Source organism: Caballeronia sordidicola, from assembly GCF_000729995.1.
GTDB lineage: Bacteria > Pseudomonadota > Gammaproteobacteria > Burkholderiales > Burkholderiaceae > Caballeronia > Caballeronia sordidicola_A.
Genome location: NZ_JNFG01000003.1, coordinates 218,592 through 245,367 on the forward strand (window position 1 = coordinate 218,592; position 26,776 = coordinate 245,367).

Consider the following 26,776-nt stretch of genomic DNA (forward strand, 5'->3'; position numbering starts at 1 on the left):
ACCCGGTGGAACCGGGGCGGTCAAGAACCACGAGCCGACGCCGTTAACCATTCATATTCCCACCATTTCGCTTATCCGGTTCATCCATGTCTCTATTCAACATCCGCCGGGCAAGTGTCGGCGCGAAATTCGCCATCCTCGCTTGTGCACTCGCGGCCACGGTCGTAGCCGGGTTTACCATCGCGGTCACGCATCTGGCCGGTCAGCAAATCGACGCGCAGGCGCTCGAACGCATGGACGACGACAACCGCGCGATCGGCACGATGATCCGTCTCTACGACAAGGCCGTCAGCGCCGAAGTCGAGCGCTACATGACGCTGTTTTCGAGCTTCCTGCCCACGGAGTTCGCGCTCGATGAAACGCAGAAGGTGGATATCGGTGGCTTGGCAACACCCACATTCAAGGCCGGCGACAAGCCGATGAACCTCGATTTCTCGATTCCCGACCAGTTCCTCGAACGCAGCGGCGCAATCGCGACCGTGTTTGCGCGCACCGGCGACGATTTCGTGCGCGTGACGACATCGCTGAAAAAGCAGGACGGCGCACGCGCGATCGGTACGCTGCTCGACCGGAAAGGCCCGGCGTACACGCTTATGCTGGCCGGAAAACGCTTTATCGGCATGGCAACGCTCTTCGGCAAGCAGTACATCACCGAGTACAAGCCCGTCACCGATTCGTCGGGGCGCGTGATCGGCGCATTGTTTGTCGGCGTGGACGTCACGCCGGAAGTTGCAACGTTGCAGCAGAACATCCGCGACCTGACGATCGGCCAGAACGGTTACTTCTTCGTCATCGATGCCTCGAACGGGCCGAATCGCGGCAAGTTCCTCGTGCATCCGGGATTGGGCGGTACGACCGCCCCGCTCGCCGATGAACGCATCGCTCCGTTCAAGCAGATGCTCGACGCGAAAGAAGGCCGTCTTTCCTTCGATGCCCCCGAGATTCCCGACGCCGCCGATCCCAAGGTGCACGGCGGAGCGAAGGAGATCGTGTTTCGCACGGTGCCGGAATGGCAATGGCTGATTGGCGGAATTGCGTATCGGGACGAATTGCTCGCGGGCGTGCGCGCCACGCGCAACCGCTTCCTGCTGATCGGGCTGATCGTGATCGCCGCGTTCGTGGCCGTGCTGCTCATCGCGGTCGCCAGGCTGGTGGGCCGGCCGCTCGCGGACCTGACGCAAGCCTCCGAACGCATCGCGGCAGGCGATCTGAGCGTGCGGCTCGCGACCACTCGGGAGGACGATATCGGCCGGCTGATGATTGCCATCGATGGGATTGCGACCGGGCTGGCGCGCATCGTGACGCAGGTGCGCAGCGCGTCGGCGGATATGTCGGACGGCACAGGACGGATGGCGGCGGGCAGCAGCGACATCTCGCTGCGCATCGCGACTCAAGCCAGCAGTCTCGAAGAAACGGCGGCGAGCATGGAGCAGATCACGTCCACCGTGCAACAAAACGCGGCCAACACGGCGCAGGCGGATCAGCTCGTGGCATCGGCGTCCGATGCAGCGCGCGCCGGTGGCGAAGCGGTCGGCCGGGTCGTTGCAACAATGGGCGAAATTGACGCGTCTGCGCGCAAGATTTCAGACATCACGTCGGTGATCGAAAGCATCGCGTTCCAGACCAACATCCTCGCATTGAACGCGGCCGTGGAAGCCGCGCGAGCCGGCGAGCATGGCAGGGGCTTTGCTGTGGTGGCGTCGGAAGTGCGCGCACTGGCTCAGCGCAGCGCCGCGGCAGTGAAGGAGATCGAGGCGCTGATCGCGGTATCGGTCGGCCGGGTCGCCGATGGTTACCGGATCGCCGAAGAAGCCCGCGGCACGATGAACGGGATCGTGGAGCGCGTCGCGCGGGTGAACGCGATCATTGGCGAGATCAGCGTGGCGTCGCGTGAACAATCGAGCGGCATCGAGCAGGTGAACCTTGCCGTGGCGCAGATCGGCGAAGCGACTCAGCAGAATGCGGCGCTGGTGGGAGAAGCTGAACAATCGACCGCCGGCTTGCTTGAGCAAGCCGAACAGTTGAGCCGTGCGGTGAGCGTGTTCCGGCTTTGATCTCGGGCGGGGGCGCGGCGGATGATCCAGACGGCCTCGCTCGGAATCAACGCCGCGCCTCGGACGATCACTAACCCGGCCTGATCATCTCGAACATTTCGCCGATACCGGCGTAGTCCCCGCGATACCCCGCACGCATGATGGGCTGCGCGGCGGCTGTATCGAAGAGACCGTCCTTCAGGAACTCCCGCCGGATATGCACGCCAACCACTTGCCCAAGCGCAAGCCAGTTGTTCATCGGGGTTCCGTCCAGCGATTTCAGCCGCACGATCTGCAACAACTTGCATTCGAGCGCGGCCGGCGATTCCGCCACATGCGGCACGGCCACGTTCACGCCAGACGCTTTGGTGAGTCCCGCCAGCTCGAATTCATCGATTTCGTGGGGTACGGTCGCGGACGTCCGGTTCATCTTCTCGGCAAGCGGCTTGCTCGCCAGATTCCACACGAATTCACCGGTCGTTTCGATATTCGCGATGCTGTCCTTGAAGCCCTCGCTCGAGAATCCGATGATGTGCGGGAACGAAGCGAACGCACCGAAAAAACTGTACGGCGCGAGGTTCACGTGGCCGTCCGGATCGCAGCTCGAAATCCAGCCGATCACCCGCGGCGCGACGATCGCCTTGAACGGATCGTGGCGTAACCGGTGGCCCTCGTCGGGATGGTAGAAATGGTCTGCGTTGCTGTCGCTCATGAGTGCTGTCCAGTCTTCTTTGCAGTGTGGTGAATCAGGCGCTTGCGCCCTTGTTTGACTCGCGAATGGTGCGCGCTGTCCCATTCGTAAAACCCTTGCCCGCTGCGCACGCCCACCCGCCCTTTCTGCACATGGTCACGCATCAGTTGCAACACGTCTTCGTCCTTGGCGAGCTCCGGCATCAGGTGCGAGCCGATATCCAGCAACGTATCCAGCCCGCCAAGATCCGCGCTTTCCAACGGCCCGACCATGCCATAGCGCCGCCCGAGTGACGCCTTCATCACCGTGTCGACTACCTCGGGCGTCGCTGCGCCCGAACGCACAATGGCGAGCGCTTCGCGCAACACGGCGAACTGCAGCCGGTTACCGACAAAACCTGGAATCGCCTTCGTCAGCACAACCGGTTCCATGCCAATCGCCGTCATCAGTTCAGCCGTGCGGCGCGTGACATCCGGATCGGTTTCAGTACCCGGAACGACCTCAACCAGCGGAATGGTGTGCGGCGGATTCCAGAAATGCGCGATCACAAAACGCGCCTTGTTTTGCAGCACTTGCGCGAGCAGATCCGGCGGAAAGCCGCTCGTGTTGCTCGCGAAAATAGCGTCCTTGTGCAACAGCGGTTCAAGCGCCCGGTAGGTACGGTTCTTCAGTTCGAGCACTTCCGGAATGGCTTCCACGATGAAACCCGCCGTGGCCACGCGCTCGAGTCGGTCTGTAGTTTCAATACGCGCGAGTACGCCCTGTTTATCGTCCGCATTGAAGACGCAGGCGTCGATCAATTCGTCGAGGATCGCTTCTGCTTTGCCATGCACCGATGCCAGCCGCGCGGTGTCTATGTCGTGAACGATGGTCGGATAGCCATGCAGCGCCGCTTGCGTCGCAATGCCGACGCCCATCAAGCCGCTGCCCACCACGCCGATAGTGATCTGATTCAAATTTTCCCCGCAATGCTTAAATTCCGAGCTTCGGTTCGACAGCCTGTTCGGGTCCTTGCGGGACACATCGAAGCCGTCCGATGCGGCTCTCAAGGCCGCCACCAAGGATAGCGCAGCGCCTTCAATCGCGCGGTGCAGCAAATGGCCTATTGGCCTTTGATTTGAAGCTGATCGCCCGGCGCGCTCCGTCGAAAGCACTGAGCAAAAAAAACCGGCTTCCCTTGCGGGAAGCCGGTTTTTACGACGAGGCCCTGTGACCGGCGATTAGCCGTGGTGATCCGGACCGTGGTCATCGTGGTGATACGCGTGCGACGGACCATGATCATGCGGGTGGTGACGCATCCATTCGTCGCGCTGCCAGTAGCGGTGGCCGTCCCAATAGCGGTCGCCATGCCAGCCGAGGTTGATCACCACGGCGGCCTGCACCATGTGCGGTTGCGCATAAGCTTGCTCGGGCACGGGTCCGTGGATCATCCCGTTATCGACTTGCGCGAACGCGGTTGTTGCGGTCAAGAGCGCGCCACCAGTCAGCAGCGCAGCCAGGATTGAGCGTGAAGTGTTCATGACTATTCTCCCTTTTCAGCTTGATTTTGTTTCAGAACGCGCGGTCGGCCGGAACGAAATGCCGTTGCTTGATGTGCCGTCAGGCGCCGCGTCGTTGAAACCACTTTAGCGGGGCGTAAGGTTGCACGACGTGAGCGGTTGTAAGTGTTCGTATCATCGCTTTCAGCGCGTCCCAGCGGCATCGGATTTTTGCAAACCGCTGATTTCATTCGCCTTTACGCCTGTCTGACGTAGCAAGCTGGCACTATTTCGCCCAGCGGCGTGTAAGCAATGAAAATATGAGATCGAGAATTGGCCGAGGCGAGCGCCGGGAGAGCAAAACGGGGAGGTGATCTGGGAGGCATGCGCCGAGCGGCGCGGACAGGAATGTCGCGCAAAAGCGACCTGATGGCCGTGCAGTCCGTAAGGACAAATATGGCGATCGGTGAAACTATCAAGCTAGAAAAACTACATAATCCACAACAACGAAAGCAGACGGACCGCACTACGAAAAAACCTTGTCAAGCACAAACCGACAACACTTCAGTTTTTCCAACAGTCCAGCCTGCCTTCCTTACAGCTCACAGACGAATGCCCATGATCGTGCCGCGCGACTTGCGAATGCGCTCTGCTTCTTGTTGACGCGCTTGGTACGAGTAGTCTGAATCCAGCGGAAGATGCGGCGATTCAAACAACGATGCGAATTTTTGCAGCAATGCGAAGAGGTAGCTCATGTCAAACTCCAGGTAGGTGGTCAAGGGTTATCCCTTAGAAGCCATTATAGGGTTTTCACTAGCTGATTCCTAGTGCAATGCAACATTTCTTGTGTAGTTTTTCTACATAATTGCGTTTCTGCCACATGCGAAGGTCATTGATCCGTCTGAAATCAGTAGGAATTACAGGATTACGAGCTCCGCGGCGCTATCCGGAACACAGTGAGAAACTGTGAGCCCGAAAAACATCGGGCATCCGACATTTTTGGCTGGATTCACATCAACTTTTTTGGATCCGATTTTTGTGCTTCGAAAATTAGCCCGCAACCACCTCGCACCACCGAACCAGCGTCCAGGACGCTCGATCGGATAGCAGCGATCACGCACGTCATGCTGTAGCCACCCGATTACCGGCATCCACCACTTGATAAGCCAGGCCATGTTCCGCCTTCGCAACTTTCACCGGCAGTCACGACAAGCGGCAAGCCGCCGCACTAAAGCGTTCTCCCGAATGCTCGATTCCATTACGCGCCATCGGCCCGTCTGGATGGTTTCGTTCGCGTTGAGCCAGGCTGACTTGTCCGAAGGGCTGCGGGCCGCGTTCGCATCGACTGCCATGCTGCTTCTCGGCAACCTGTTGCACATGCCCGAGTTCTCGTGGGCCGCCATCGGCGCGTTCTGGACCTGTCTCGCCGATGCCGCCAGCTCAAACCGCATGCGATTCGCGTCCATGGCGGGCTTCGCAGTGCTGTCGACCATTTGTGGCGGACTGACCGCGTATGCGTCCGGCGTGGGCATCGTGGCCGCGGCCGTCGCCGTGTTGGTGTTTTCATCTCTCGGCGCGCTCGCGCGCGCGTGGGGCGCGGCGTCCGCCCAGGTCGCCATTCTTGCTGCCACCGCCTGCGTGGTGATGGTGGACAAACCCATCCATGGATCGCGCGGGGAATTGCGTTTCCTCGCGCTCTACTTCGTGGGCTGCCTGTTCGCGACGGCGCTCAGCTTCACCGTGTGGCGGATTCACCCGTTCGGCGCAAGCCGCACGGCCATGCGATCGGCGTATGCGAGCCTCGCGGCCATCGCGAGCGACGGCGCACGGCTGCTCAAGCGAGACAGCGCGGGCTTCGGCGAATGGGCCTCGCACGCTTCGCGCTTTCGGGGCAAGGCGCGCAGTGACATCGAATTGGCGCGCAAGGCGCTCGCCCGCGTGCCGTCATCGAAGACGGATCGGCAGGACACGTACGACATGCTGATGCTCGCGCTCGCCGACAGCGAGCGGATTTTCGCGTACCTGATCGCTGTCACCGATGCCTGCGAGCGCGGCCACCATCGCCTGCCCAACCTGCCGCGCGCGGTGCGCGTGCTCGAGGCGTTCGCCGAAGTCCTGGCGCGGCTAGCACGCTCCATTGCCGATAAGCCCTGGGAGCCGCTCACGGCGCTGCGCGACCGGTTGCAGGCGCTCGCTCGCCAGCTAGAGATTGCGTTGGGCGAGACCGTGTCACTGAGTTTCGATGTCGACTTCAGCGAGCTCGAGTCCCCGGCTCGGCGACGCGCAAGCGTGTGGTCCGCTGCGCTCACGACCTTGAAGCGTGGTGTGGAAACCTTGAAGGCGAATGCATCGACGCAATCGATAGGCGCACGCCATGCCGCTCGCGTCGGTGTTGCCGCAACGGCGGCTTTTCTGACCGTCAGGCTGCTGCATCTGCCCTTCGGGTATTGGGCAACGATGGCAACACTCCTGATCCTGCAGCCGTCGATTGCGACGAGCTGGCCGCGCAGCATCGAACGTGCGGCGGGGAGCATTGTCGGCGGATTGCTGGCGGCGGCCATTGGGCTGGTCGTTCATTCGCCAATAGCGATCTCGCTGGTGGTGTTCCCGCTGGTCTGCGCGACGATGGCCTTGCGGCCCGTCAGCTATAGCTTGTTCGTGCTCTTCATCACGCCGGCGTTTGTGCTGGTCGCCGACTTTGCAGCGCCTGGGGGCGCCGAGCTTGCCTACGCCGTGACTCGCTTGGAGAACAATGTGTTCGGCTGCGTGATTGCGTTGCTCGCGACCTTTCTTCTCTGGCCAAGCCGCGAGCCCAGCCGCTTCAGCGACCGCTTGGCGAAGGCGGTGTCCGCGAACCTTGGTTATCTTGGCGCGTCGCTGCGGCGTGGCGAAGACAGCGAGATCGAACTGGAACGGCTACGTCGTGCAGCGGGGTTGGCGAGCAATAACGCGGAAGAGGTGTTGGCTCGACTAAGGCTGGAAAAGCTCGATACGAGCAACGACGACCGGACTGGCTCAACCGCTCTCGCCCTGTTGCGACGTGTGGCGGGCACGGCGACCCGGGCTCGTTTTGGCCGTGCGGGCACCGCGCCGAATCGGGACCTTGCAGCATGGGTCGAGCGTGTCGGCAAGGGCATCGAGGCGCGGATTGGGAGTGACCGGAGCAGCACTGGCATCAATACCCAGGAGGTCTTTCCCAAACACGGTCTCTCGTTGCTTGAAGCGGATGCTGTTAATCAAGTCGTGCTGCTGCGCCGGTTGTTGATCGAACACGCCGACGGTCTGAAACGCGGTGAGGCATGAGGGGGGCGTTGGCGCGTCTCAGCCCATTCGCATCGCTTGAATTTAAGATCCGGGAGAAGCTATGTCTTCACGCCCAATTTACGCAACAACGCCCTTATCAGCAGGCAAGCCCATTATCTCAAAATAAATCCACGGAGCATTATCTCAAAATAATCGGAGGGGCATTAACAGGATAGCCATCACTCAATTTCCCACATTGCGGCACTACGCACCTTATATCGACAAATCAAATCACTTGAAATAAAGTGCGTTCAAGTCGTTCGCATGAAATGCACTTTAATCAACCCGACGACTTAAGAGTCAGACAAGGCGCGAAGCACAGCTCGGCGCACCGGAATGGCGTATCTCGGCTTTGCCGCCAATCGTATATGGCACGGGCGTCACAGACATTGGACAGAGTGCAACATTGCATCGCAATTACGGCATGGCTTTTGCAATCTAATCTGCCTTCGTAAGGATGAAAGTATCGTTCAATTGCGCAAACGTCGTTTGAACAGGGGCGATCGTATCTCAATATTAACGACTGTTAATTGACTTAATCACATAAAAATTAGAAGGAGACGTAAATGAGCGACACGACGCAGGATAACAAGCAAGATACATCCGCTCCAGGTCGGGAGAAGACTGCGCGAATTTCCCACCAGCCAGCAAGCCGCAAGCGCTGGCTGATTGCGATGTTATTGTTCGTCACCGTGGTAATTAACTATCTGGACCGCAGCAATCTGTCGATTGTGGCACCCGAACTGATGCGCGAACTCTCCATCAGTTCCGTCCAGGCAGGCTGGATTTTCTCGGCTTTCGGCTGGACCTACGCCGCCATGCAGATCCCCGGCGGCTGGCTAGTGGACCGCGTGCCACCGCGCTTTCTGTATGCGCTGGCCCTTGCCTCCTGGTCACTGGCAACGGTGACCATGGGTTTTGTCGGCAGTGTTGCGGGGTTATTCGGCTTGCGACTCGCGGTAGGCGCGCTGGAAGCCCCGGCTTACCCCATCAACAGCCGCGTCGTCACGACCTGGTTCCCCGAACGCGAACGCGCCTCGGCAATCGGAATCTATACGTCCGGCCAATTTGTCGGTCTGGCATTCCTCACGCCCGTGCTGGCCTGGTTGCAGCATCGATACGGCTGGCACGTCGTCTTCATCGGCACTGGCGCGGCGGGCATCGTATGGGCCGCAGTCTGGTATGCGGTGTATCGGGAACCACGGCACTTCAAAGGCACCAATCGGGCGGAAATAGAACTGATCAGCGCGGGCGGCGGTCTGGTCGACCTCGGGCACAAGAATCCAATCCATGCGCCAGGGTTCAACGCGGGAGGGCTTCGAGTCGTATTGAGCAGGCGCAAGCTGTGGGGAATTTATCTCGGCCAGTATGCCGTCGGTTCCACGCTGTGGTTCTTCCTCACCTGGTTTCCGACGTATCTGGTCAAGTATCGCGGCATGGACTTCATCAAGTCAGGATTCCTGACCTCGCTGCCATTTCTCGCCGCTTTTTGCGGCGTCATCAGTGCGGGTCTGTTTTCTGACTGGCTGATCCGCAAAGGCGCCAGCGTCGGCTTTGCCCGTAAACTCCCGATCATCTCCGGCCTGCTGATATCGACCTGCATCATTGGCGCCAACTACACCGACTCGAACGGATGGGTCATTTTCTTCATGGTCGTCGCGTTTTTCGGCAACGGCTTCGCATCCATCACATGGTCACTGGTGACGTCGCTGGCCCCCGAAAACATGTTGGGTCTCACTGGCGGCGTATTTAATTTTGTCGGCAATCTGGCCGCTGTCTCGACACCGCTCGCCATCGGCTACCTGGCTAGCGGCAGCAATTTTGCACCGGCCATCATGTATGTGGCCTGCGTGGCGCTGCTGGGAGCGCTGTCGTACATCGTTCTGGTCGGGAAAGTGGAACGAATCAAAGCATGACGAGACCCGGCTTACAGGGGTCAAGTAATCCCCATGAACCACGCAAATCAACCCAGCATAATGAAGAAATTCTTAACAACGGGCGTAGCCAGTGTTCTGATTTGCGGCACGGCCCATGCGCAATCGAGCGTCCAGTTATACGGAACTCTGGACATAGGTGTGGACTATGCCAATCATTCCGGTACCGAAAATAGTGGCGTAGTACGCGTTGACTCAGGCACGCTCTACGGCAATCGATGGGGCATACGGGGGGCTGAGGATCTGGGTGGCGGCCTCAAAACCCTATTTACGGCAGAGAGCGGCTTCGCCCTGAACAACGGCGCCAGCACGCAGGGTGGCCTGCTCTTCGGTCGGCAGATTTTTTTTGGCCTGCAAAACCGATTAGGAACGCTAACCATAGGACGTCAATACACGCTTGATGCAGATCTTGCTTCGTACCATGCCAATGTAGCCTCCCGTGCCAACGACTACACCGGTCTTTCACACTGGGTGGATCGCCTGGCCGACCGGGTCAATAACGCCATCAAATACCAGACCCCTAGTCTGAACGGATTTACCTTCGCAGCGCAATATGGCTTCGGTGGAATCGCGGGCAATAGTGCGGCCATGCGCATACTCAACGCCGGCGGTAACTACAGCAGCGGGCCCCTTGCTTTGGGGGCGACCTATCTACGCATCAATGATGTAGATGGCAAGCGGCTGACCGGAGTCGCCGTCGTGGATGGGCAATATGTTCTTGGTCCTGCGACGGTGCATCTGGCCTATACGGATACCCGAGGTACCGCAGCAAACACACTCTGTTTTTCCACCTGCGCAGCACGGCCGGATCAGGTCGTGCGCACGGTTGAGGCCGGGCTCGATTACTACGCAACGCCGGCGGCCAGGTTTTACGCTGGCGGTGCTTACACCCGGGTCAGCCGCGACCTGACTGGCAACGCCTTTCAGTTCAACCTGTCTGGATTCTATGTGCTCTCGAAACGCACTGAAGCGTACGCGCTGGCGGGATACACCAAGACCACCGGTCTGAGCGGATTTTCCCGCGTCATGGTGGGCGCCCCCGATCTAGGGGCAACCGCTTTTGCCTCAAACGCGCAAGGCACACCCGATAACGGCAACCAACTGGGTTTGCGTATTGGCGTGACTCACAAGTTTTAGTCGGGGCGAAGCCCCATCCTCAAACATAGTGATAGGTCTGAGGCGCTGAGGGCGACGATTAAAAAGCGCACCGAAGCGTCGCCACAGGAATGCTGGCGCTATCGAAACACCATCGTCCTACACGTGGAAAATCTGAGCCACGAGCGTCGCGCCTAGAAACGTCCCGGCATTCGCCACGAACGACACCAGCACGATCCGCCAGCCGAGCCGACGAAACGCCGGAATATCCTTGGCGATGGACAACCCTGCGAACGTCAGCATAGGTGTTGTGATGCCGAGGAAATCGTTCTGCGCGCTATACGTCGATATCTGCGATGCCCAGGGGCACAGCGGCGAGGTCATGAACATCGCAACGATCGACACCCAGCAGACCGCTGGAATCTTGCGCCCGGTCACCGTGTAGATGGCATCGCCGACAATCGTTGCGAGCACCATGATCAGCATGCCCGGAAGTCCCATGAGTGGCGTGGTGCCGTGGGTGATCCAGTCACAGCCCAGCGCGAACACGGCAGTGACGCCCCATGCGAGCAGCTTGCCGCGATAGCCCAATTGAGGCGCGGCCGTTTCGATGTCGCCCAGCTTCGGACGGGACTTTTCAATCGCTTCCGATGCATCCGAAGCCTTGCTCGTCCGCCCGATCAAAGGCTCGAGCAGGCGATATCCCCACACGGCCATCGGCAGCGAAATAAACAGCGTGAAATACGTGCCGATCGTCGTCGTGATGAGGTTGCTGGCGGCAGCGAATGTGAGGACCGTCTTCGCCATTTCAGGCGTCTGCTGCGCGGCGATAGCGCCGGAAGCGGCAGCCATCATGCTGCCCGAGCCCACGCCTGAACCCATCGCAAGCGCCAGAGGATGAAAAATATTTAGGCTCGCCACGAAGCCGGCCAGGATCGCGATAAAAACTGCGCCGAATACGGTACCCGTGAGGTATTCAGCCAGCACCCCACGCCCTTCTGGGGAGTCCATGCCGTACTTCTCGCCGATGATGGCAAGACTCGGCTCACGCCCGACCGAGAACGTCGCACCGATCGCTTCCCTTTTGATACCGAGCAGCAACGCAAGCGGAAGTCCCAGCAGAATCGTGCCGACAAAATGCCCCAACTCCTGAAAAGCCAACGCCCAGCCGGCGGCTGCGAGCTTCGGCAACGCACCGCCGACCAACAGTCCCAGCTTGGCGACGAACAGCAAAAGCGCAGGCTGCAAGATGGCCGCGGCCAGGAACTGCGTCTTCACATCAAGCCGGGCAGCGCCGCTCCATCGCTCACTCGCCAACCCCAAGGCGGCGCCCAGCAGCAGCGCCCAGATCATCGGCAGCAAGACGACTTTCCCCGGCCCGACCTTGAACGTAAACGAGCCGATGAACTCGGCGATCAACAGGATGATCGCCGCATAAAGAAACAGCTTTGCGCTCCTTAATCCACTACCGCCACCACTACCCCGTTGCTGCGCGGCCAACGTACTGTCCATTGTTATCTCCCTGTTGTCCTCTTGCGTTTCATTAGCGGCGAGAGGACACGTTGCTCTACAAATAGCCGAACGTCGTGGCCGGATCTCTAGCGGTTTCCACCCAGACGCTCTTGGTCTGCGTGTACTCGTACAACGCTTCAACCCCACTGGATCGTCCGTACCCGCTCAAGCCATAACCGCCGAACGGGGACGCTACGTTGATGGTCTTATAGCCATTGACCCAGAACGTTCCCGCGTTGACCTGCCCCGCCACCCGATGAGCCCGGCCCACATCGTTCGTCCACACTGCACCGGCCAAACCAAACTCGGTGTCATTCGCGATGTTAAGGGCTTCTTCCTCGGTATCGAAGGGAATTGCAGCGACAACCGGACCGAAGATTTCGGTACGCGCTACGTCCATCTCGTTCGTCACGTTCGACAACACAGTGGGTGACACGAAGTAGCCACCTGAGGACCTCTCAACCGATCCGGCCGCGAGCGTGGCGCCAGCCTGAACCCCGCTCGCGATCATCTTCATGATGTGGTCATACTGCGTGCGATTGTTGATGGGACCGACTTCGGTTGCGTCATCGAGTGGGGTGCCTACCCTGATCTTTTTTGCACCCGTCGCAATCATGCCGACGAACTCGTCATAGATCGAACGCTGCACGAGCAGGCGCGAACCCGCGACGCAACTCTGGCCCGCACCAGCGAAGATCGCGGCCTGGGCGGTCAGTGCGGCGCGCTTGAGATCGGCATCGGCGAAGATGATGTTGGCGGACTTGCCACCGAGTTCCAGCACGCAAGGAAGCACGCGTTTGGCGGCGGCTTCGGCAATGCGCACACCGGTTGCAGGAGAGCCGACGAACACGACCTTCTTCACGACCTTATGCGCGATGGCTGCTTGCGCAACGGTCTGGCCAAGGCCTGCAAGGACGTTGATGAGGCCCTTCGGCGCGCCCGCCTTCTCGGCAAGCAGTCCCACTACCAGCGACGTGAACGGTGTCAGTTCCGATGGCTTCAGCAAGACGGCGTTGCCCATCGAGATGGCCGGTGCGACCTGCCATCCGCACGTGAAGACCGGTGCGTTCCAGGGCGTAATCTGCAGGACCGTTCCAGCCGGTTCGCGACGCGTGTAGTTCAGGTGCGAGGTCGGAACGGGAATGACATCGCCGTAAAATTTGTCCGCCCAGCCGCCGTAGTACTCGAACATCTCGGCGACTTTCGCCACTTCGCCGCGGCAGTCACGAATCGGCTTGCCCGAGCCGAGTGACTCGAGACGGGCAATGCTCTCCGCGTCCTTGCGCAACTCACGCGCGATCTCGAACATGACGCGTCCACGCGCAGCATGCGTCAATGCCCACCATTGTTTCTGAGCGCGCTGCGCCGCATCGGCGGCGAGTTCAACCACTGCCGCGCCGCCGTCCTTGTACGCGAGGCTCGGCTTGCCCGTCGCTGCGTCGTATAACTGGATCAGCTCGCCCGTGCCTTCGACCAACTCGCCGCCGACAAACGAACCAATCGTCCTGGCGTTCGGGAAGAAATGCGCAAAGGCGGCCAACAAGTTTTCTGCCGCGTTGTTTTCCATATCTGGCTCCATGTCTTATTTCTGTTCGATAAACTGAACGATGCGATTGAAGTCTTCAGCATCGCTAATCGATTGGGCGCTTTCTGCCCACAACCGCCCCGCTTCCTCGGCAATGGGTGCGTCGATGTGCTGGCTGCGCAGCAGGTCCATTGCGAGGCGTACGTCCTTGCGCATCAGCTTCATCGTGAAGCCGGAATCAAACTTGTCGGTGAAAATCCACGTGGGGTAGTTCGTGAGCGTCGCACTGTTACGCCCGGAGCCGCCGTTGAGCGCTTCAACCAGTTTCTCGGGATCGACACCGGCCGCTTTCGCTGCACGAACCGCCTCGCTAGTTGCAAGCAGGTGCACGCCCGTTAGCAGGTTGTTGATGATCTTCGTCACGTGTCCCGCACCGACAGGCCCCACATGCACCCGCTTCGCGCTCATGACGGCGAGGATCGGCTCGACAGCCGCGACGTCTCCGTCTGAACCGCCCAACACCATGGTCATGGTCGCGGTCGCCGCGCCCTTCGGACCGCCGCTGACGGGGCCATCGACAAATCCCACGTTCACTTCAGCCAGCGCTGCCGCCACTTTGCGCGTGCTGTTGGGCTCGGCCGTGGTGGTATCGACCACGATCAGGCCAGGTTTGGCGCTTGCCGCTACGCCGTTGGGTCCCAGAACCACCTCTTCCACAATCGCCGATGTAGGCAGCGAAAGAATGAGGACGTCCGAATCGCGCGTGATGTCGGCAATGGACGCGCGCTCAGACACGCCCTCTGCGTCGAGCTTGCCTGCAACGCCTTCTGCCGCGTCGAAACCGAGCACGGTGTAGCCGCCGCGCTTGAGCGAAAGGGCCATTCCGCGCCCCATGTTTCCGAGTCCGATGACCCCGACCGTCTTCATAAATCCACTCCGTAGCGAATACGCCGTCGATCAGATAGAGCGGATCTACCGGTCGACGAGCGTGTTTTGGAGTTGTCATCTTCGACCGGCGAGCCCCTATAATCAATCAGCGCCAATATTGAGAATGTTCTAATTATTAGAACGCTACGACTGTTGAAACCATCGGGAACCCTGCGCAATGGCCGACAACCTGACTGAAAGCAGAATCGTCTATTTTTTCGAAGCCGTTCGTTGCGGGACCATCCGCGCCGCCGCTGACTGGCTCGATGTCGCGCCGTCCGCGGTCAGCCGGCAAATCGGCTTGCTGGAAACGGAACTGGACGTTGCGCTGATCGAGCGGCACGCCCGCGGCGTCAAGCCGACGGAAGCCGGCCAGTACCTGATCGAATATTTCCGCGAACAACTCGCGCATAAAGACGACCTGATTTCGCGGCTGCAGGAGCTACGCGGCCTGCGAACCGGGAACGTCAACGTGATCCTGGGCGAAGGTTTTGTTTCCGATGTCCTTGCCGGTCCCATCCAGCATTTCTGCAAGCAATATCCCGGCATCAAGCTCAATCTGGACCTTGGCAGCACGAACGACGTCATGCGGCGGATCTCCGAAGACGAGGGTGAGATCGGGCTGGTCTACAACCCGCCGGGCGATCCAAAAATTGTTTCTCGCGCGATCAAGCGCCAACCGATGATGGCGATTGTCAAACCGAACTTCCTGCGCGGGAGCAAAACGAAATCCATGAGCGTGCAAGAGCTGGCCACCTACCCGATTGCAGCGACCCATCCCACCTATGGCACTCGCCAGATGCTTCAGGCAGTCGAGTTTGCGGAGAAGATTCGCCTCGAGCCAGTTGTCACGACGAATTCTATCGGCCTACTGAAGCAGTTCGCGATGTCAGGACTCGGCCTGGTTGTGCTGCCCGCGTTCGCCGTGACCACGGAAGTGGAGGCGGGTACGCTTCTCGCCATCGAGATCGATCATCCGATCCTGATGAAAGCCGAGGCGCATCTTGTTACGCGTGTGGGACGGAAGTTGTCGGTTGCATCGAACAAGATGCTGCAGTTGATGACGTCGCAAATGCAGGCGTTTCGGTAAGCGCGATGCGCGTGAAACCCAATCGCTCAGCATCTAATTTTTAGAACAATTTTGCCCATGCCGGGCATCACTCGTTCAATTTTCGCGGTGGACACTGTCGTGACAGGAGACAGACCTTGATCAACATCGATCCCGCTACGCTTTGGCAAACCATCCGCGCAGAAGCCGAGCACGAAGCGCAAGCCCGACCCGCCATGCAGCGTTACTTCGACGCTTGCGTCCTGCAGCACGAAACATTCGGAGAGGCGTTAGCTGCGTTGCTTGCCGCCGACGTGATGCGCTCGGACGCAACCCTGCCCGACATGGCGAGCGAATTCAGCGCTGTCATCAAGCAGTCCGGTAGCGACGCAAGCGCCGCCGCCGATGTTCACAAGATCGCCTCGTCCAACCCGGCTTGCCCCAACGCGCTGACCGCGTTTTTATCGTTTCGAGGGATTCACGCCATTCAGTCTCATCGCATCGCGCACGCTCACTGGCTTGCCGGTGAAATGACGTTCGCCGTTCTTCTGCAGAACTGGTGCGCGAAGTCTTATAACGTCGACATCCATCCGGCAGCCCGGATCGGTAAGGGCCTGTTTGTCGATCACGCAATGGGCATTGTGATTGGCGAGACCGCGGTCGTTGAAGACGAGGTCAGCATGTGGCACGGCGTTACGCTCGGAAGCACGTTTGCCGAAGCCGGAGACCGGCACCCGAAGGTCCGGCGCGGCGCAACGCTTGCCGCTCACGCGATCATTCTTGGCAACATCGAGATAGGCGAAGGCGCGGTGATTGCGGCGGGCAGCGTTGTGCGTACGTCGATTCCCGCGGGTATGGTGGCAGCAGGCGTTCCCGCGAAGATCATCAAGGCAGTCTCCGGCACGTATGCCGCGATCACCGCTCCATCCGCCTCCTCCTCCAATAGCTAGGATAACCAAATGATTCCGCCGCATCAGCATCGCCTGGGTATCGATCATCCGGTGGTTTCTGTCAGGAATCATCCGGCGGCCGTCGAGCGTTACATCAAGCTCGGGTTCTCGCCCAGTCCTCTCTCCTATCACCCCTGGGGTTCGGTACTGACGCTGATGATGTTCGAGAATAACTTCATCGAACTGATTGGTATCGATGATGCGTCGAAGTTCGGCACGAATGCCGTCGATGGCTTCTGCTACGGACGAACGCTAGGCCAGTTCCTCGAGCGCTCCGAAGGCCTTGGACTGCTCGCTCTTCACAGCAAGAATATCGAAGGCGACTTTGCAGCCGTCAAAGCGACCGGGCTGCCCGTACAGCAGCGCGTGGACTTCCGGCGCAAGCTGATCAAGGCAGACGGCACGCCCGATGAAGCGGTCGTCTCGCTCGGCATGGTGATGGACCCTGATCTGGGCGATGCATCCAACTTCCTATGCCAACAACATCGGCCTGAGTTCATCTGGAGGAAGGATTGGCAAGATCATCCGAACGGCGCGAATGCAGTCAATGAAGTCATTTATGTCGCAGAGGAACCCGGGGTGCTTGAAGCACGTTGGGCGAAGCTGTTCGGGGCCGAGAACACGTCGTGGATCGACGGGCATGTTGAAGCTGACACGGGTTGTGGACGCGTAGTGGCTTTGACGCGATCACAGGCACTCGAACGTTTTGCTTGCGTCGGTTTGCCGGTGAGCTACACGGACAAGCCCCACGGATTCGCGCTGCAGATACGCGTTCGCGACTTGGGCGCTGTAGAACGCATCCTGTCGGAAAACGGCGTCGTGCATGGCGAAACGGCTCGCGGCGTTGCCGTTGCTCCCGAAGCCGCCGGTAATACGATTATCGAATTCGTCGAGTGATGGGGATCGGTGCGCGGACGAGGCCTCTTTTAGCTTGCGGTGCGCTTTGTCCACGCGCGTTTCGATATCAATGCGATTTGCTCTGAGCCCGCTTCGCGGCACGGCTATGCGACTCGGAGTCCTGACTCCTATTAGCAGCGGATGCGTTCGCATTGGCCCGGTTCGGAACCTCGATGGTGTCGGAGTCGGTATCGAAGAAAGACGCCAGCGTGGCCTGCTGGGTCAGCATCAATTGCTCGATGCGCTGCTGCTGCGCTGTGTTTTCGCGCGCCAGCCGAGCCAGCGCGATGGCCTGCGCCACAGCCGCCGTAACCGTCACGATCAACCCGCAGATCACGATCATCAAGACCGTTTTCACCCGCCGCGACAAGACCGCCGCCGCGCCGCGCTGGTCCGCGATCACGGCATACAACGCGTCGATCGTGTCAGCGTACGCGGTCGCGCGGGCGGTATCGAGTTCTGACGTTTCGCGGGAAGACGGTTGAGGGGCGCTTGAGGCGCTAGTGCGCGTCCGGCGGTCATCGTCGATTAAGGCTGCCGCGAGGGATTGCGGCTGAACGCGATGGGAGCTTGCTGGCGCTCGTGCGGCGTCGCGCGGGGACCCGGATGTGACTGGCTTCGTAGCGGCGCCAGCGGCGTTCGGTGTGCTTGGGGCCTTCGATGCGCCCGATGCGTTCGATTTGCTCGATGCATTCGGTGCGCTTGGAGCGTTCGATGCGTTCGGCGTACTCGGCATGCTCGATGCGTCCGGTGAACCGGTCAGGACTTGAGTGTCGGCATCGGTCCGCCCTCCTTTACCTTTCACCGTCTCACCTTCTGGCGTCGCCGCGGCCGGCGACGGCTGAGTTGTCGACACATTCCGGGCAGCGCCTCTGGCGCGCGCTGCAGACGCGCGTTTGTTCGGACCCTGCGCGTTCCCTTCACCCAACGCCGTCACGACCGGAACCTCCTGCGCGCCGTCGTCCAGCGGTTCGGGCTGGACCGGCCCGGCAACCACTTCATGAGGAGCGAGAACATCGTCGAACATGAGTTCCAGCGTTGCAGCATCGGCCGTCTGGCTATCCGTTTGCGTCGCCGCCGCATCATCGCGCGACACAGCAACGCTCGACACGCCCGCCCCGTCCTCCGATAACGGCCCGCTGCGCCACGCCCGCACCACGCCGAACGATCCGTCCTCGCCCGGCACGGCCGCCATGAAAACCTCGGGCAACTCGAAGCCGGGCAACGAAGATTGACGGATATCGGTATTCAACGCCTGGAGCGTGGCGCGCTCAGCGTCTTCGGCGAACAGATCGAGCGTGGGCGCGCCGTAGGGCGCCCGGCTCAGCAACGCGAGACGTTGCGCCGAGCGTGCGGCGCGGGCGAGCTTGGCATCGGCATCCGATTCAGCCAGGCGGCCAGCAGACGTAGATTTACCAGTGGAAGCGGAAACAGCGTCGGTACGATGCGAACCAGCGGCATCAGCAACCTGCAGAGCGGGATTTACGGCGGAATCTGGCATAAGTCGATGATTGACAGCGCGGCCAGACGCGACCCGGGCGGTTAAAAACACGCCCGATGAAGCGGTCCGGCTCGGCGCCTCGCAACAAAAAAAACGGCTGCATGGGTTTTCGAGGCCGCATTGTCGCACGCTTGCGCGCCCGGGCTACGGACGCGCGCGGTCTCAAGCCGCACCCTCTTCCTTGAATTCCCGCACGGTTTCCAGCGCGCGCAGCCGCGTGCAGATCGCCTCGTATTCATTCGACGATACCCGCGAAAGCGAGATCTGCACCTCATCGAGCTCGGGGGAATCGTCGCTTTGCTGCACCACGAACTGCTTCACGCGCACGCTGCCCACCCCCAGCGCCTCATGCAACGCATGAAAATTCAGCGTCCCGCGATCGACGAGCAAGGTCAACTGTCGACGCTGCTTCACGGAAATGAAACGCCGCTCCAGCGGCTTGATGCCAGCGAGGATGATCAGAATGATAATGGTTGCGGCGATGGACGCCGTGTACATGCCGCCGCCGACCGCAAGCCCGATCGCCGCGACGGACCAAAGACTCGCCGCCGTCGTGAGGCCGCGGACGATCTCGCCGCGCAACAGGATTGAGCCCGCGCCGAGAAAACCGATTCCTGACACGACCTGTGCCGCGATCCGCGACGGATCGAGCACGACGTGGTCGCGGCCGAGGACATCGAAGAAACCGAATGCCGACACCATCATGATCAGCGTCGAACCGACGCAGACCAGCATATGCGTGCGCAGCCCGGCAGCCCATGACAGCCGTTCGCGCTCGAAACCGATCACGCTGCCGAGCGCCGCGGCCAGAACCAGCCGGCAAATGAGTTCTACATTGCTTAACATGAGTGGATTTGCTCCTTATAGGTGTTGTGTGATGGGATGATGGCGCGGGGCTCGCGCAAAAGATGCCGCCCGGCGCAGCACAGATAAACAACCGTTGTGCCGGAGCGCGGGTGTTTTGATTTATCCTTGGTGCCCCGCATCGGGTGGCGCACGGACACGTTCCGCGTAATTCCACGTACGCCGCCGCGCGCAACCAACATCGATAAAGCCGTATGCACGACCCAGATCCGACCGCCGCAACGCCCCCGACCGCCGCCGCCCTTCGTGCGCACTATAAACGTGTTGTCCTGCCGATCTGGCGTGGACCCGGCTTCAACGCGGCCTTGCGGCTGGCGTTCGAGGCCGTCGCCGAGGACGGCCGCACGCCCTTGCCGCCGCAGCGATATCGCGCCATGGCCTGCGCGCGGCAACTATTTGTGTTCTCCCAGGCAGGCGATATCGATCACGCCGATACGCTGTTCACTTCGCTTCGGACCTATTTTCACGACACGGAAAACGGCGGTTGGTTCTATAGCGTCGACGCAAACGGCGCGCCGCACGAGCGCCACAAGGACCTGTATACGCATGCGTTCGTGATTTTCGCGTGCGCGGAATATGCGAAACGGGCCGGCGCGGCCGCCGCGAAGGAAGCGCTGGCGGTGCTCGAAGAAACGTCGGTGGTGATTGAGCGGCGGATGCGCAGTGGCGTTGGCGGTTTGTTCAGTTCCGCGATGACGGAAGAATTTTCCGCCGTCCTCGGGCCGCCGCTGCAAAACCCGCTGATGCATCTGACCGAGGCGTGGCTCGCCGCGCGTGAAGCGACCGCGGATCCGATCTTCGATCACAGGCTGGAAAAGCTTGCGGCAGCGTTCGCGCTGGCTTTCGTGCACGAGGAAACGGGCTGTATCGCCGAATTGACAATCGGCAGCGCCAATAACTGGCTGGAGCCGGGGCACCAGTTCGAGTGGCTGTTTCTCGTCGAGGCCAGCCGGCACCCGGCTTTCGATGCAGCGGGCCTGAATCGGGCGCTAGTCCGCGGATTCGATTTCGTGCAGCAGCACGGGGTCGATCCGGTGACCGGCGGCGTAGCGGCGTCCCTGAACGACCAGGGCGGCGTGATCGATTCGACGCAGCGCATCTGGGCTCAGACCGAATATCTGCGTGCTCTTGCAACGCATGCGGACAAGTCTGTGCGCGCGCAATTACCTGCGCAGATCGCGCGTTTTGCCGCGCGCTTTCTTCGACCGCAAGGGTGGATCGAGAGCCAGTCGGCAGAAGGCGTGGTCATGCGCCCGGAATTGCCGTCGACCACGCCTTATCACCTTGCCACCGCCTACGCCGCGTTGCCCTGACATTTGACGCCTGGCGCTCGACGCCCGTCGCCCTCCGGCATTTAACGCCTCGCCAAGCCGCGAGGCGTTTTTTATTGCGGCTGGAGAATTCAGCGCGATGTCGGACGCTTTGCGCGTTTTCGTTTCAAATCACTGAGAAAGTCCGTGCAAACCCGGTAATTTGTCCGCGATTTTGAGATCGTCCTTGCGGAGTGACCATGCGCTACCTACAGTCTTGTGCAGGACCGCGACGAAGGCGCCTGCCCCGGTGCGGATTGTGGGACTCACGCTGACTGGACCGAAACCAAGTGTAGGAGTGTCCGAATGGCCGAAATTGTCGATATCGCACGGGGCGCATTGAATGCGCAGCCGTTTAGCGCCTTGCTGGGTACAAAGCTCATGCAGGTCGACTCCTCGAGTCTCACGCTATGTTTGACCATCCGCGACGAACTCCGGCAACAACACGGTTTCGTGCACGGCGGCGTAGTGAGTTATCTCGTCGATAACGCGTTGACCTTCGCCGGCGCATTGCGTCTGGGACCGAAAGTGGTCACGAGCGAATACAAGATCAATTATTTGCGGCCGGCGGTCTCCGGCACGTTGATGGCGCGTGCGCGCGTGATCTACGCCGGCATGACGCAGGCGACCTGCCAATGCGACGTGTATGTCACCGATGGCGGCGCCGAAAGGCTCGTGGCGGTCGCGCAGGGAACCATTCATCGGATCAGCGAAATGGCTGCGGAACTTGAGCCGGTGTTTAACGAGTGAGTGGGCTGAGGGTGTTGGTTTGCGGGACTTTTTATGCGTTCGTCGATGGGGTGGTTTTGCGGTGATTCTGCGACGGCAATGTCGGGACCCGGCTTTATGCGCTTAAAGGTTAACGCGGTGAAAGCATTCGCGTTTTTGGGGTGAAGCCACCACGTTCGTTGGACCGTCGGCGGCTCGAATGACGACAACGAATCATCCCTCCGGCCGAAGTGTTTGGACCGGGGACATGGTTGACGCTTTCGGGCAGTCCAGCTGCCTTGAAGCTGCCGTCATGTAAAAAAGGTCGATCCAACTGACGTTGGAACGACCTTTTTTTCGGCTTAACAGCTCGGCGTTAATTTGCTCGCGAGTCTTCTGGTTGCCTGGTAGCGCCGCAATAAGCGGCTTGCTTAGAAGGGCTTACTTCGCGTCGACCGTGCGTTGCTGCTGCTCGCCCAGGCCCTGGATTCCGAGCCGCATCGTCTGCCCAGCCTTCAGGTAGACGGGTGACGGCTTTACGCCCATGCCCACGCCCGGCGGCGTGCCGGTGGAAATGACGTCGCCGGGTTGCAGGCTCATCACCTTCGACAAATACGACACCAGCGCCGCCACGCCGAACACCATCGTCTTCGTGCTGCCGTTCTGATAACGATGTCCATCCACTTCGAGCCACATATCGAGTTGCTGCGGATCGGCGATCTCGTCTTTCGTGACCAGCCACGGACCGATCGGGCCGAAGGTATCGAAACCCTTGCCCTTGTCCCATTGCGTACCGTGCTCGAGTTGCCATTCACGTTCGGAGACGTCATTGATCACGCAATATCCGGCGACATAATCCAGCGCGTCCGCTTCGCTGACGTACTTCGCTTCCTTGCCGATCACCACGCCGAGCTCGACTTCCCAGTCCGTTTTCTTCGAATTGCGCGGAATTTCGACGTCGTCGTTCGGACCGCAAATGGCGCTTGTCCACTTGCCGAAAAGCACCGGTTCTGTCGGCACGGGCAGGTTCGATTCGGCTGCGTGATCGGCGTAGTTCAATCCGATACAGACAAACTTCCCCACGGTTCCAACGCACGGGCCAATGCGCGGTTCGCCCGGCACTTCAGGCAGCGAGGCCGGATCGAGCGCGCGCAATTTCGCGAGCGTAGCGTCGGATAGCGCCGCGCCAGAGATGTCGTCGACTACCTTCGACAAATCGCGAATCTTGCCATTCTGATCCAGCAAACCCGGTTTTTCCTGACCCTTCGGCCCATAGCGCAGCAGTTTCATCGTGAGTGATCCTTCAGTTTTCAGGTTTTGATTCGGTTTCGAGATGTTCAGTTTGAGCGGTCGTTTTTATAGGTCAGATCGCTCGAGCTTACTTTCGATCGCTTTCGGTCAAATCTTCGGGCCGGCCGTGAACGATGATTCATCGGATGCGGGCTACGACGCAGGTTACAACGATAGCTTCACGCTTTCCTTCTGATCCCGCCGTCGCGCTTCGCTTGTGGTCTTTGCCCTGGACTGCAGGTTGCGCGCCTCTCCAACGCTATATGGCCGCACTCGCCAGCATTCCAGAGCACGGTATGCCGGACAGCTGGGTTAGCAATCTTGCCAATCTTTTTACCATTCTCTGCTTTCGTTGCAATTGCAGTTGAGCAATTCCGGGTATACCACGCTCATTCTTCATGCGTATTTTTCAACTTTTACAGCCGGTAAAACTCGCGGGCGCTGTCGCCGAAGATTGCCTGCTGCGCGGACACATCAAGATGCGCCGTCAATTGCCGCGCTGCGTCAAACCACTGTGCATAGTCGCCGTTCAGGTTCAGCACCGGCCAGTCGCTGCCCCACATCAGCCGCTCATGCCCAAAACAGTCGAGAAGATGATCAACATAGGGCTTGAGCGTTGCCACAGACCAAGCGGGCGCGGCTTCCGTCGCCAGACCCGATAGTTTGCAAACCAGCCGTTGTGGCAGCGCGGCCAATTCAGCGATGCCGTCCGCCCAGCTTTGCCATGTCGCGTGACCATCCCTGATTTGCGGCTTCGCACCATGATCGACGACGATTCGCAGCTGAGGAAAACGCGCGGCGAACACCTTCAACGAAGGCACATGGCGCGAAAAAATCAATGCATCGAAAGCTAGATCGTTTTTTATCAGCGCGTGAATTGCCGGAGCCAGAGCGGGATTTTCGATCCAGCGGTCGTCGGGCAGATCCTGCAGCATCGGGCGCACGCCCTTGAGTTTAGGTTCACGCGCCAGTTCGTCGATCAACTCGACACTATTCGGCGCATCAAGCGGAACCCAGCCAACAATGCCGGCGATAGACACGTCCTTGCGAGCGAGATCGAGTAGATAGCGCGTTTCATCGACCGTCGGCGCGGCCTGGACGACCACGGTGCGCGCAACGTGAGTTGCGTCACGAAGAGGCTTCAGATCAGCGGGACCGAAAACGCGGTACAAGGTCTGCAACTCGGGCGTCAACCAGCCATAGTCACCACGCGATGGGTCCCAGAAATGCTGATGCGCATCGATCCGTTCATCGCTCATGGTTTTCCTGCGTCGGTGTGATCGATGCCTGTTTGATCAATGCCTGCTTGATCCATGCGTGGCACAGGCGCGTCACGATGCAACAAACCGGCCGCTCGCAACGCTTCCCATAAAGCGTCAGGCAGCGGATCAGCGAACGAAGCCGCGTTCAAACGCACTTCCGCTGGATTTCGTGCGCCCATGAGGACCGTGGCCACAACTTTATGCGCATAAGGAAACTGCAGCGCTGCGCTCGACAACGCGACACCATGCGCACGGCAGATCCGTTCCAGCGCATCGACGCGTTCGATAATCGACGGCGGTGCATCGCCGTAATTGAACTTTAGATTGTCCGGTTTTGGCGCTGTATCGGACGTCAGTCCCCGGGCGAGAATGCCCGAATTGAACGCACCGCCCAACAGGATGCTGACGCCGCGCTTCTCGCATTCCGGCAGCAAGTCATCAAGTACCGCCTGCTCCAACAAGGTATAGCGTCCCGCCAGCAACGCGCAATCGATGTTGAATTCCGCCATCGCCTCCTGGATTGCAGCCCCTTCGTTCACACCGAGCCCAACCGCTTTTACGCCCCGCGATGTACGCAGTTCATCCAGCGCCCGGAAACCGCCTTCGTCCGTCAGTTGCCACCAGTAACGCGCATTGTTTTCGCCGTGCGTGACGCGGCCGATATCGTGGATCAGCACGATGTCGATATCGACGATACCCATGCGTTGCTGACTGTCTTCGAACGATCGCAGAATGCCGTCGTAGGTGTAGTCGTAGATTGCCTGGAACGGCAGCGGATCCGACCAGCCTTCGTTGCCGTCGTACGGCGTGGTGCGAGGGACAAAGCGCCGGCCAACCTTGGTCGACAACACGTAATCTTCGCGCGGGTATTGGCGCAACGCGTCGCCTATCCGGTGTTCGGCTTTCGTGTGACCGTAGTGCGGAGCGGTATCGAAGAAACGGATACCGCTTTGCCACGCCGCGTCCACGGTCGCCTGCGCGTCTGCCTCGGAAAGCTCGTGATACAGGCCGCCAAGCGGCGCACTGCCCAACGACAACGCTGTGACTTCCAGCGAGGTCTTGCCCACTTTGCGCTTTTTCACAACGGGATTTCCGGTCATTGGGTTCATTGCGTTGGACTTGTTGTCGTGCTCAAACTTGGGCTCAAAGTAAGGCTCAAATCGACGTAATCGATACCGCATGCCGCGGCGCGGCGCTCGCCGGCAAGCACGCCGGACCGACCGGATCAAAAGTCTTGTAGGTCAGGATGAATTCCTGATGGCCCAGCGATTCCGACTTGGACGCGGTGCCGGCCGCCACGCTCACGGTGGCATCGAATACTTCGCGGCCAACTTCGTCCAGCGTGGCACGGCCTTCCAGAATGCGGCCCGCATCCACGTCCATGTCGCCGGAAAGATTTCGATAGGTCGCCGGATTAGCGCACACCTTGATAACGGGCGAAATGGCCGAACCGACCACCGAACCACGTCCGGTCGTGAACAGGATCACGTGCGCTCCACAAGCAATCAGCTCGCCGATTTCCGCGTTGTCGCTAATGTTCGGAAAGCCGAAACGCGGTTCGCCATCGGGAACGACATCGAGCAGATACAACCCTCCGACGGGCGGAATGTCACCGGGCTTGACGATCCCCACAATGGGCGATGCACCGCTTTTCGCATACGCGCCGAGTGACTTTTCTTCCTGCGTGGTAAGGCCGCCATCCGCATTGCCCACCGCAAACGAACCGTGTCCCATGATCGAGTAATAGCGCGCGGCCTTGTCCACGCACGCGACAATTTCACGGCCCAGTTCCGGCCGCGCCGCCCGGCTTTCCATGTGAAATTCGCAGCCGACCAGTTCGCCGGTTTCCTCGAAAATGCACGCAGCGCCGGCGTCGATCAACGCATCGAAGGCGCGGCCCACAGCGGGATTTGCCGTAATGCCGCTGGTGCCGTCCGAGCCCCCGCAAATCGTGCCGACGATCAATTCGTCGAGCGCCATCGGCACTTTCGGTTGCTGCGCGAGCGTCGCACGAACGTCGCGAATCCAGTCCATGCCATTCTGGATCGTGCTGCGCGTCCCGCCTTTTTCCTGGATCGTCAGCACCTCGGCCGGGCGGCCACTCGCGCGCACGGCGTCGACCAGGTAGTGCTTGTTCATGCTCTCGCAGCCGAGCGAGACGAACAGGACCGCGCCCACGTTCGGGTGCGTGGTCAATCGCTCCATCATCTTTTCGGCATAGCCGTTCGGGTAGCAGCCCGGGAAGCCGATCAGGTGCACGGGCGGTTCGCGATCAGCAGCGGGGTCGTCGAAGGCGTCGAACGCCGGACGAAATCGCGTGACGATTTCCCTCGCCACGTGATGCGCGCATTCGACGAGATACGCAACTGCGATTACGTTGCGGATGCCCTTGCGCCCATCGGCACGCAGGAATCCTTGAAGCGGCGGAGTGGTGGTAGCAGTCATTGG

22 protein-coding genes are annotated in these 26,776 nt (G+C 60.1%); 9 read left to right on the plus strand and 13 right to left on the minus strand.

The features are described 5' to 3' along the window. The first annotated feature begins 86 nt into the window (after positions 1 to 86). Entirely contained in the window at positions 87 to 2,054 is a 1,968-nt protein-coding gene (locus FH08_RS0103065; protein WP_031356909.1) for a methyl-accepting chemotaxis protein, read from the plus strand. Between the two features lie 70 nt (positions 2,055 to 2,124). On the opposite strand, the gene FH08_RS0103070 is transcribed toward FH08_RS0103065, so the two are convergent. The 4 genes from FH08_RS0103070 to FH08_RS52910 form a co-directional block, all read right to left on the minus strand. Further along, positions 2,125 to 2,745, minus strand: a complete 621-nt coding sequence (locus FH08_RS0103070; protein ID WP_031356910.1) for a flavin reductase family protein — start codon at positions 2,743 to 2,745, stop codon at positions 2,125 to 2,127. Further along, on the minus strand, positions 2,742 to 3,680 hold the full coding sequence (locus FH08_RS0103075) for a 3-hydroxyacyl-CoA dehydrogenase family protein (RefSeq protein WP_051887702.1): 939 nt from the start codon (positions 3,678 to 3,680) through the stop codon (positions 2,742 to 2,744). The genes FH08_RS0103070 and FH08_RS0103075 overlap by 4 nt, the downstream gene beginning before the upstream one ends. 264 nt (positions 3,681 to 3,944) lie before the next feature. Then, positions 3,945 to 4,244 (minus strand): hypothetical protein, encoded by a 300-nt coding sequence (locus tag FH08_RS52905; protein ID WP_031356912.1) that lies wholly within the window; start codon positions 4,242 to 4,244, stop codon positions 3,945 to 3,947. 560 nt (positions 4,245 to 4,804) lie between these two features. Continuing rightward, positions 4,805 to 4,957, minus strand: coding sequence for a hypothetical protein (locus FH08_RS52910; RefSeq protein ID WP_200878703.1), 153 nt, complete (start codon positions 4,955 to 4,957; stop codon positions 4,805 to 4,807). A 490-nt stretch (positions 4,958 to 5,447) separates the two neighbouring features. On the opposite strand from FH08_RS52910, the gene FH08_RS0103100 reads away from it, so the two are divergent. The 3 genes from FH08_RS0103100 (at position 5,448) to FH08_RS0103110 (ending at position 10,576) form a co-directional block, all read left to right on the plus strand. After that, on the plus strand, positions 5,448 to 7,505 hold the full coding sequence (locus FH08_RS0103100) for an FUSC family protein (RefSeq protein ID WP_152602713.1): 2,058 nt from the start codon (positions 5,448 to 5,450) through the stop codon (positions 7,503 to 7,505). Positions 7,506 to 8,071: 566 nt separating this feature from the next. After that, the gene (locus FH08_RS0103105) at positions 8,072 to 9,421 is read left to right on the plus strand and encodes an MFS transporter (RefSeq protein ID WP_081889338.1); all 1,350 of its coding nucleotides are present in this window, start codon (positions 8,072 to 8,074) and stop codon (positions 9,419 to 9,421) included. A 33-nt stretch (positions 9,422 to 9,454) separates the two neighbouring features. Continuing rightward, positions 9,455 to 10,576: a porin gene (locus tag FH08_RS0103110; protein ID WP_031356915.1), complete on the plus strand. Its 1,122-nt coding sequence runs from the start codon at positions 9,455 to 9,457 to the stop codon at positions 10,574 to 10,576. Between the two features lie 117 nt (positions 10,577 to 10,693). On the opposite strand, the gene FH08_RS0103115 is transcribed toward FH08_RS0103110, so the two are convergent. The 3 genes from FH08_RS0103115 to FH08_RS0103125 are packed head-to-tail and all read right to left on the minus strand — an operon-like array spanning position 10,694 to position 14,498. Continuing rightward, positions 10,694 to 12,046: a DUF3100 domain-containing protein gene (locus tag FH08_RS0103115; protein WP_031356916.1), complete on the minus strand. Its 1,353-nt coding sequence runs from the start codon at positions 12,044 to 12,046 to the stop codon at positions 10,694 to 10,696. Between the two features lie 55 nt (positions 12,047 to 12,101). After that, positions 12,102 to 13,613 carry an aldehyde dehydrogenase family protein gene (locus FH08_RS0103120; RefSeq protein ID WP_031356917.1) on the minus strand — a complete coding sequence of 504 codons (1,512 nt, stop codon included), beginning with the start codon at positions 13,611 to 13,613 and terminating at the stop codon, positions 12,102 to 12,104. A gap of 15 nt (positions 13,614 to 13,628) precedes the next feature. After that, positions 13,629 to 14,498: an NAD(P)-dependent oxidoreductase gene (locus FH08_RS0103125; RefSeq protein WP_031356918.1), complete on the minus strand. Its 870-nt coding sequence runs from the start codon at positions 14,496 to 14,498 to the stop codon at positions 13,629 to 13,631. Positions 14,499 to 14,676: 178 nt separating this feature from the next. On the opposite strand from FH08_RS0103125, the gene FH08_RS0103130 reads away from it, so the two are divergent. The 3 genes from FH08_RS0103130 (at position 14,677) to FH08_RS0103140 (ending at position 17,393) form a co-directional block, all read left to right on the plus strand. Continuing rightward, on the plus strand, positions 14,677 to 15,588 hold the full coding sequence (locus FH08_RS0103130; protein WP_031356919.1) for a LysR family transcriptional regulator: 912 nt from the start codon (positions 14,677 to 14,679) through the stop codon (positions 15,586 to 15,588). Positions 15,589 to 15,704: 116 nt separating this feature from the next. Further along, positions 15,705 to 16,496, plus strand: coding sequence for a serine O-acetyltransferase EpsC (epsC, locus tag FH08_RS0103135; protein WP_063771158.1), 792 nt, complete (start codon positions 15,705 to 15,707; stop codon positions 16,494 to 16,496). Between the two features lie 9 nt (positions 16,497 to 16,505). Continuing rightward, positions 16,506 to 17,393: a VOC family protein gene (locus tag FH08_RS0103140; RefSeq protein ID WP_031356921.1), complete on the plus strand. Its 888-nt coding sequence runs from the start codon at positions 16,506 to 16,508 to the stop codon at positions 17,391 to 17,393. A 67-nt stretch (positions 17,394 to 17,460) separates the two neighbouring features. Here the strand turns inward: FH08_RS0103140 and FH08_RS53190 are convergent, their stop codons facing one another. After that, positions 17,461 to 18,894 (minus strand): hypothetical protein, encoded by a 1,434-nt coding sequence (locus FH08_RS53190; protein WP_035565162.1) that lies wholly within the window; start codon positions 18,892 to 18,894, stop codon positions 17,461 to 17,463. Between the two features lie 162 nt (positions 18,895 to 19,056). Further along, positions 19,057 to 19,740: an MgtC/SapB family protein gene (locus FH08_RS0103150; RefSeq protein ID WP_031356923.1), complete on the minus strand. Its 684-nt coding sequence runs from the start codon at positions 19,738 to 19,740 to the stop codon at positions 19,057 to 19,059. A 212-nt stretch (positions 19,741 to 19,952) separates the two neighbouring features. Between FH08_RS0103150 and FH08_RS0103155 the strand changes: the two genes are divergently transcribed. After that, positions 19,953 to 21,071: an AGE family epimerase/isomerase gene (locus FH08_RS0103155; protein ID WP_031356924.1), complete on the plus strand. Its 1,119-nt coding sequence runs from the start codon at positions 19,953 to 19,955 to the stop codon at positions 21,069 to 21,071. 303 nt (positions 21,072 to 21,374) lie between these two features. Further along, the gene (locus tag FH08_RS0103160) at positions 21,375 to 21,818 is read left to right on the plus strand and encodes a PaaI family thioesterase (RefSeq protein ID WP_031356925.1); all 444 of its coding nucleotides are present in this window, start codon (positions 21,375 to 21,377) and stop codon (positions 21,816 to 21,818) included. A 399-nt stretch (positions 21,819 to 22,217) separates the two neighbouring features. Here FH08_RS0103160 and FH08_RS0103165 read toward each other — a convergent pair whose 3' ends face one another. From FH08_RS0103165 to FH08_RS0103185, 4 genes are all read right to left on the minus strand, one after another. Beyond that, a complete protein-coding gene (locus FH08_RS0103165; protein WP_031356926.1) occupies positions 22,218 to 23,066 on the minus strand; it encodes an ureidoglycolate lyase in 849 nt (282 codons plus the stop codon). A 416-nt stretch (positions 23,067 to 23,482) separates the two neighbouring features. Next, the gene (locus FH08_RS0103175) at positions 23,483 to 24,325 is read right to left on the minus strand and encodes an amidohydrolase family protein (RefSeq protein WP_031356927.1); all 843 of its coding nucleotides are present in this window, start codon (positions 24,323 to 24,325) and stop codon (positions 23,483 to 23,485) included. Then, on the minus strand, positions 24,322 to 25,437 hold the full coding sequence (locus tag FH08_RS0103180) for an aldo/keto reductase (RefSeq protein WP_051887688.1): 1,116 nt from the start codon (positions 25,435 to 25,437) through the stop codon (positions 24,322 to 24,324). Before FH08_RS0103180 ends, FH08_RS0103175 begins: the two co-directional genes overlap by 4 nt. Before the next feature lie 46 nt (positions 25,438 to 25,483). After that, positions 25,484 to 26,773, minus strand: coding sequence for a UxaA family hydrolase (locus FH08_RS0103185; RefSeq protein WP_031356929.1), 1,290 nt, complete (start codon positions 26,771 to 26,773; stop codon positions 25,484 to 25,486). Between the last annotated feature and the right edge of the window lie 3 nt (positions 26,774 to 26,776).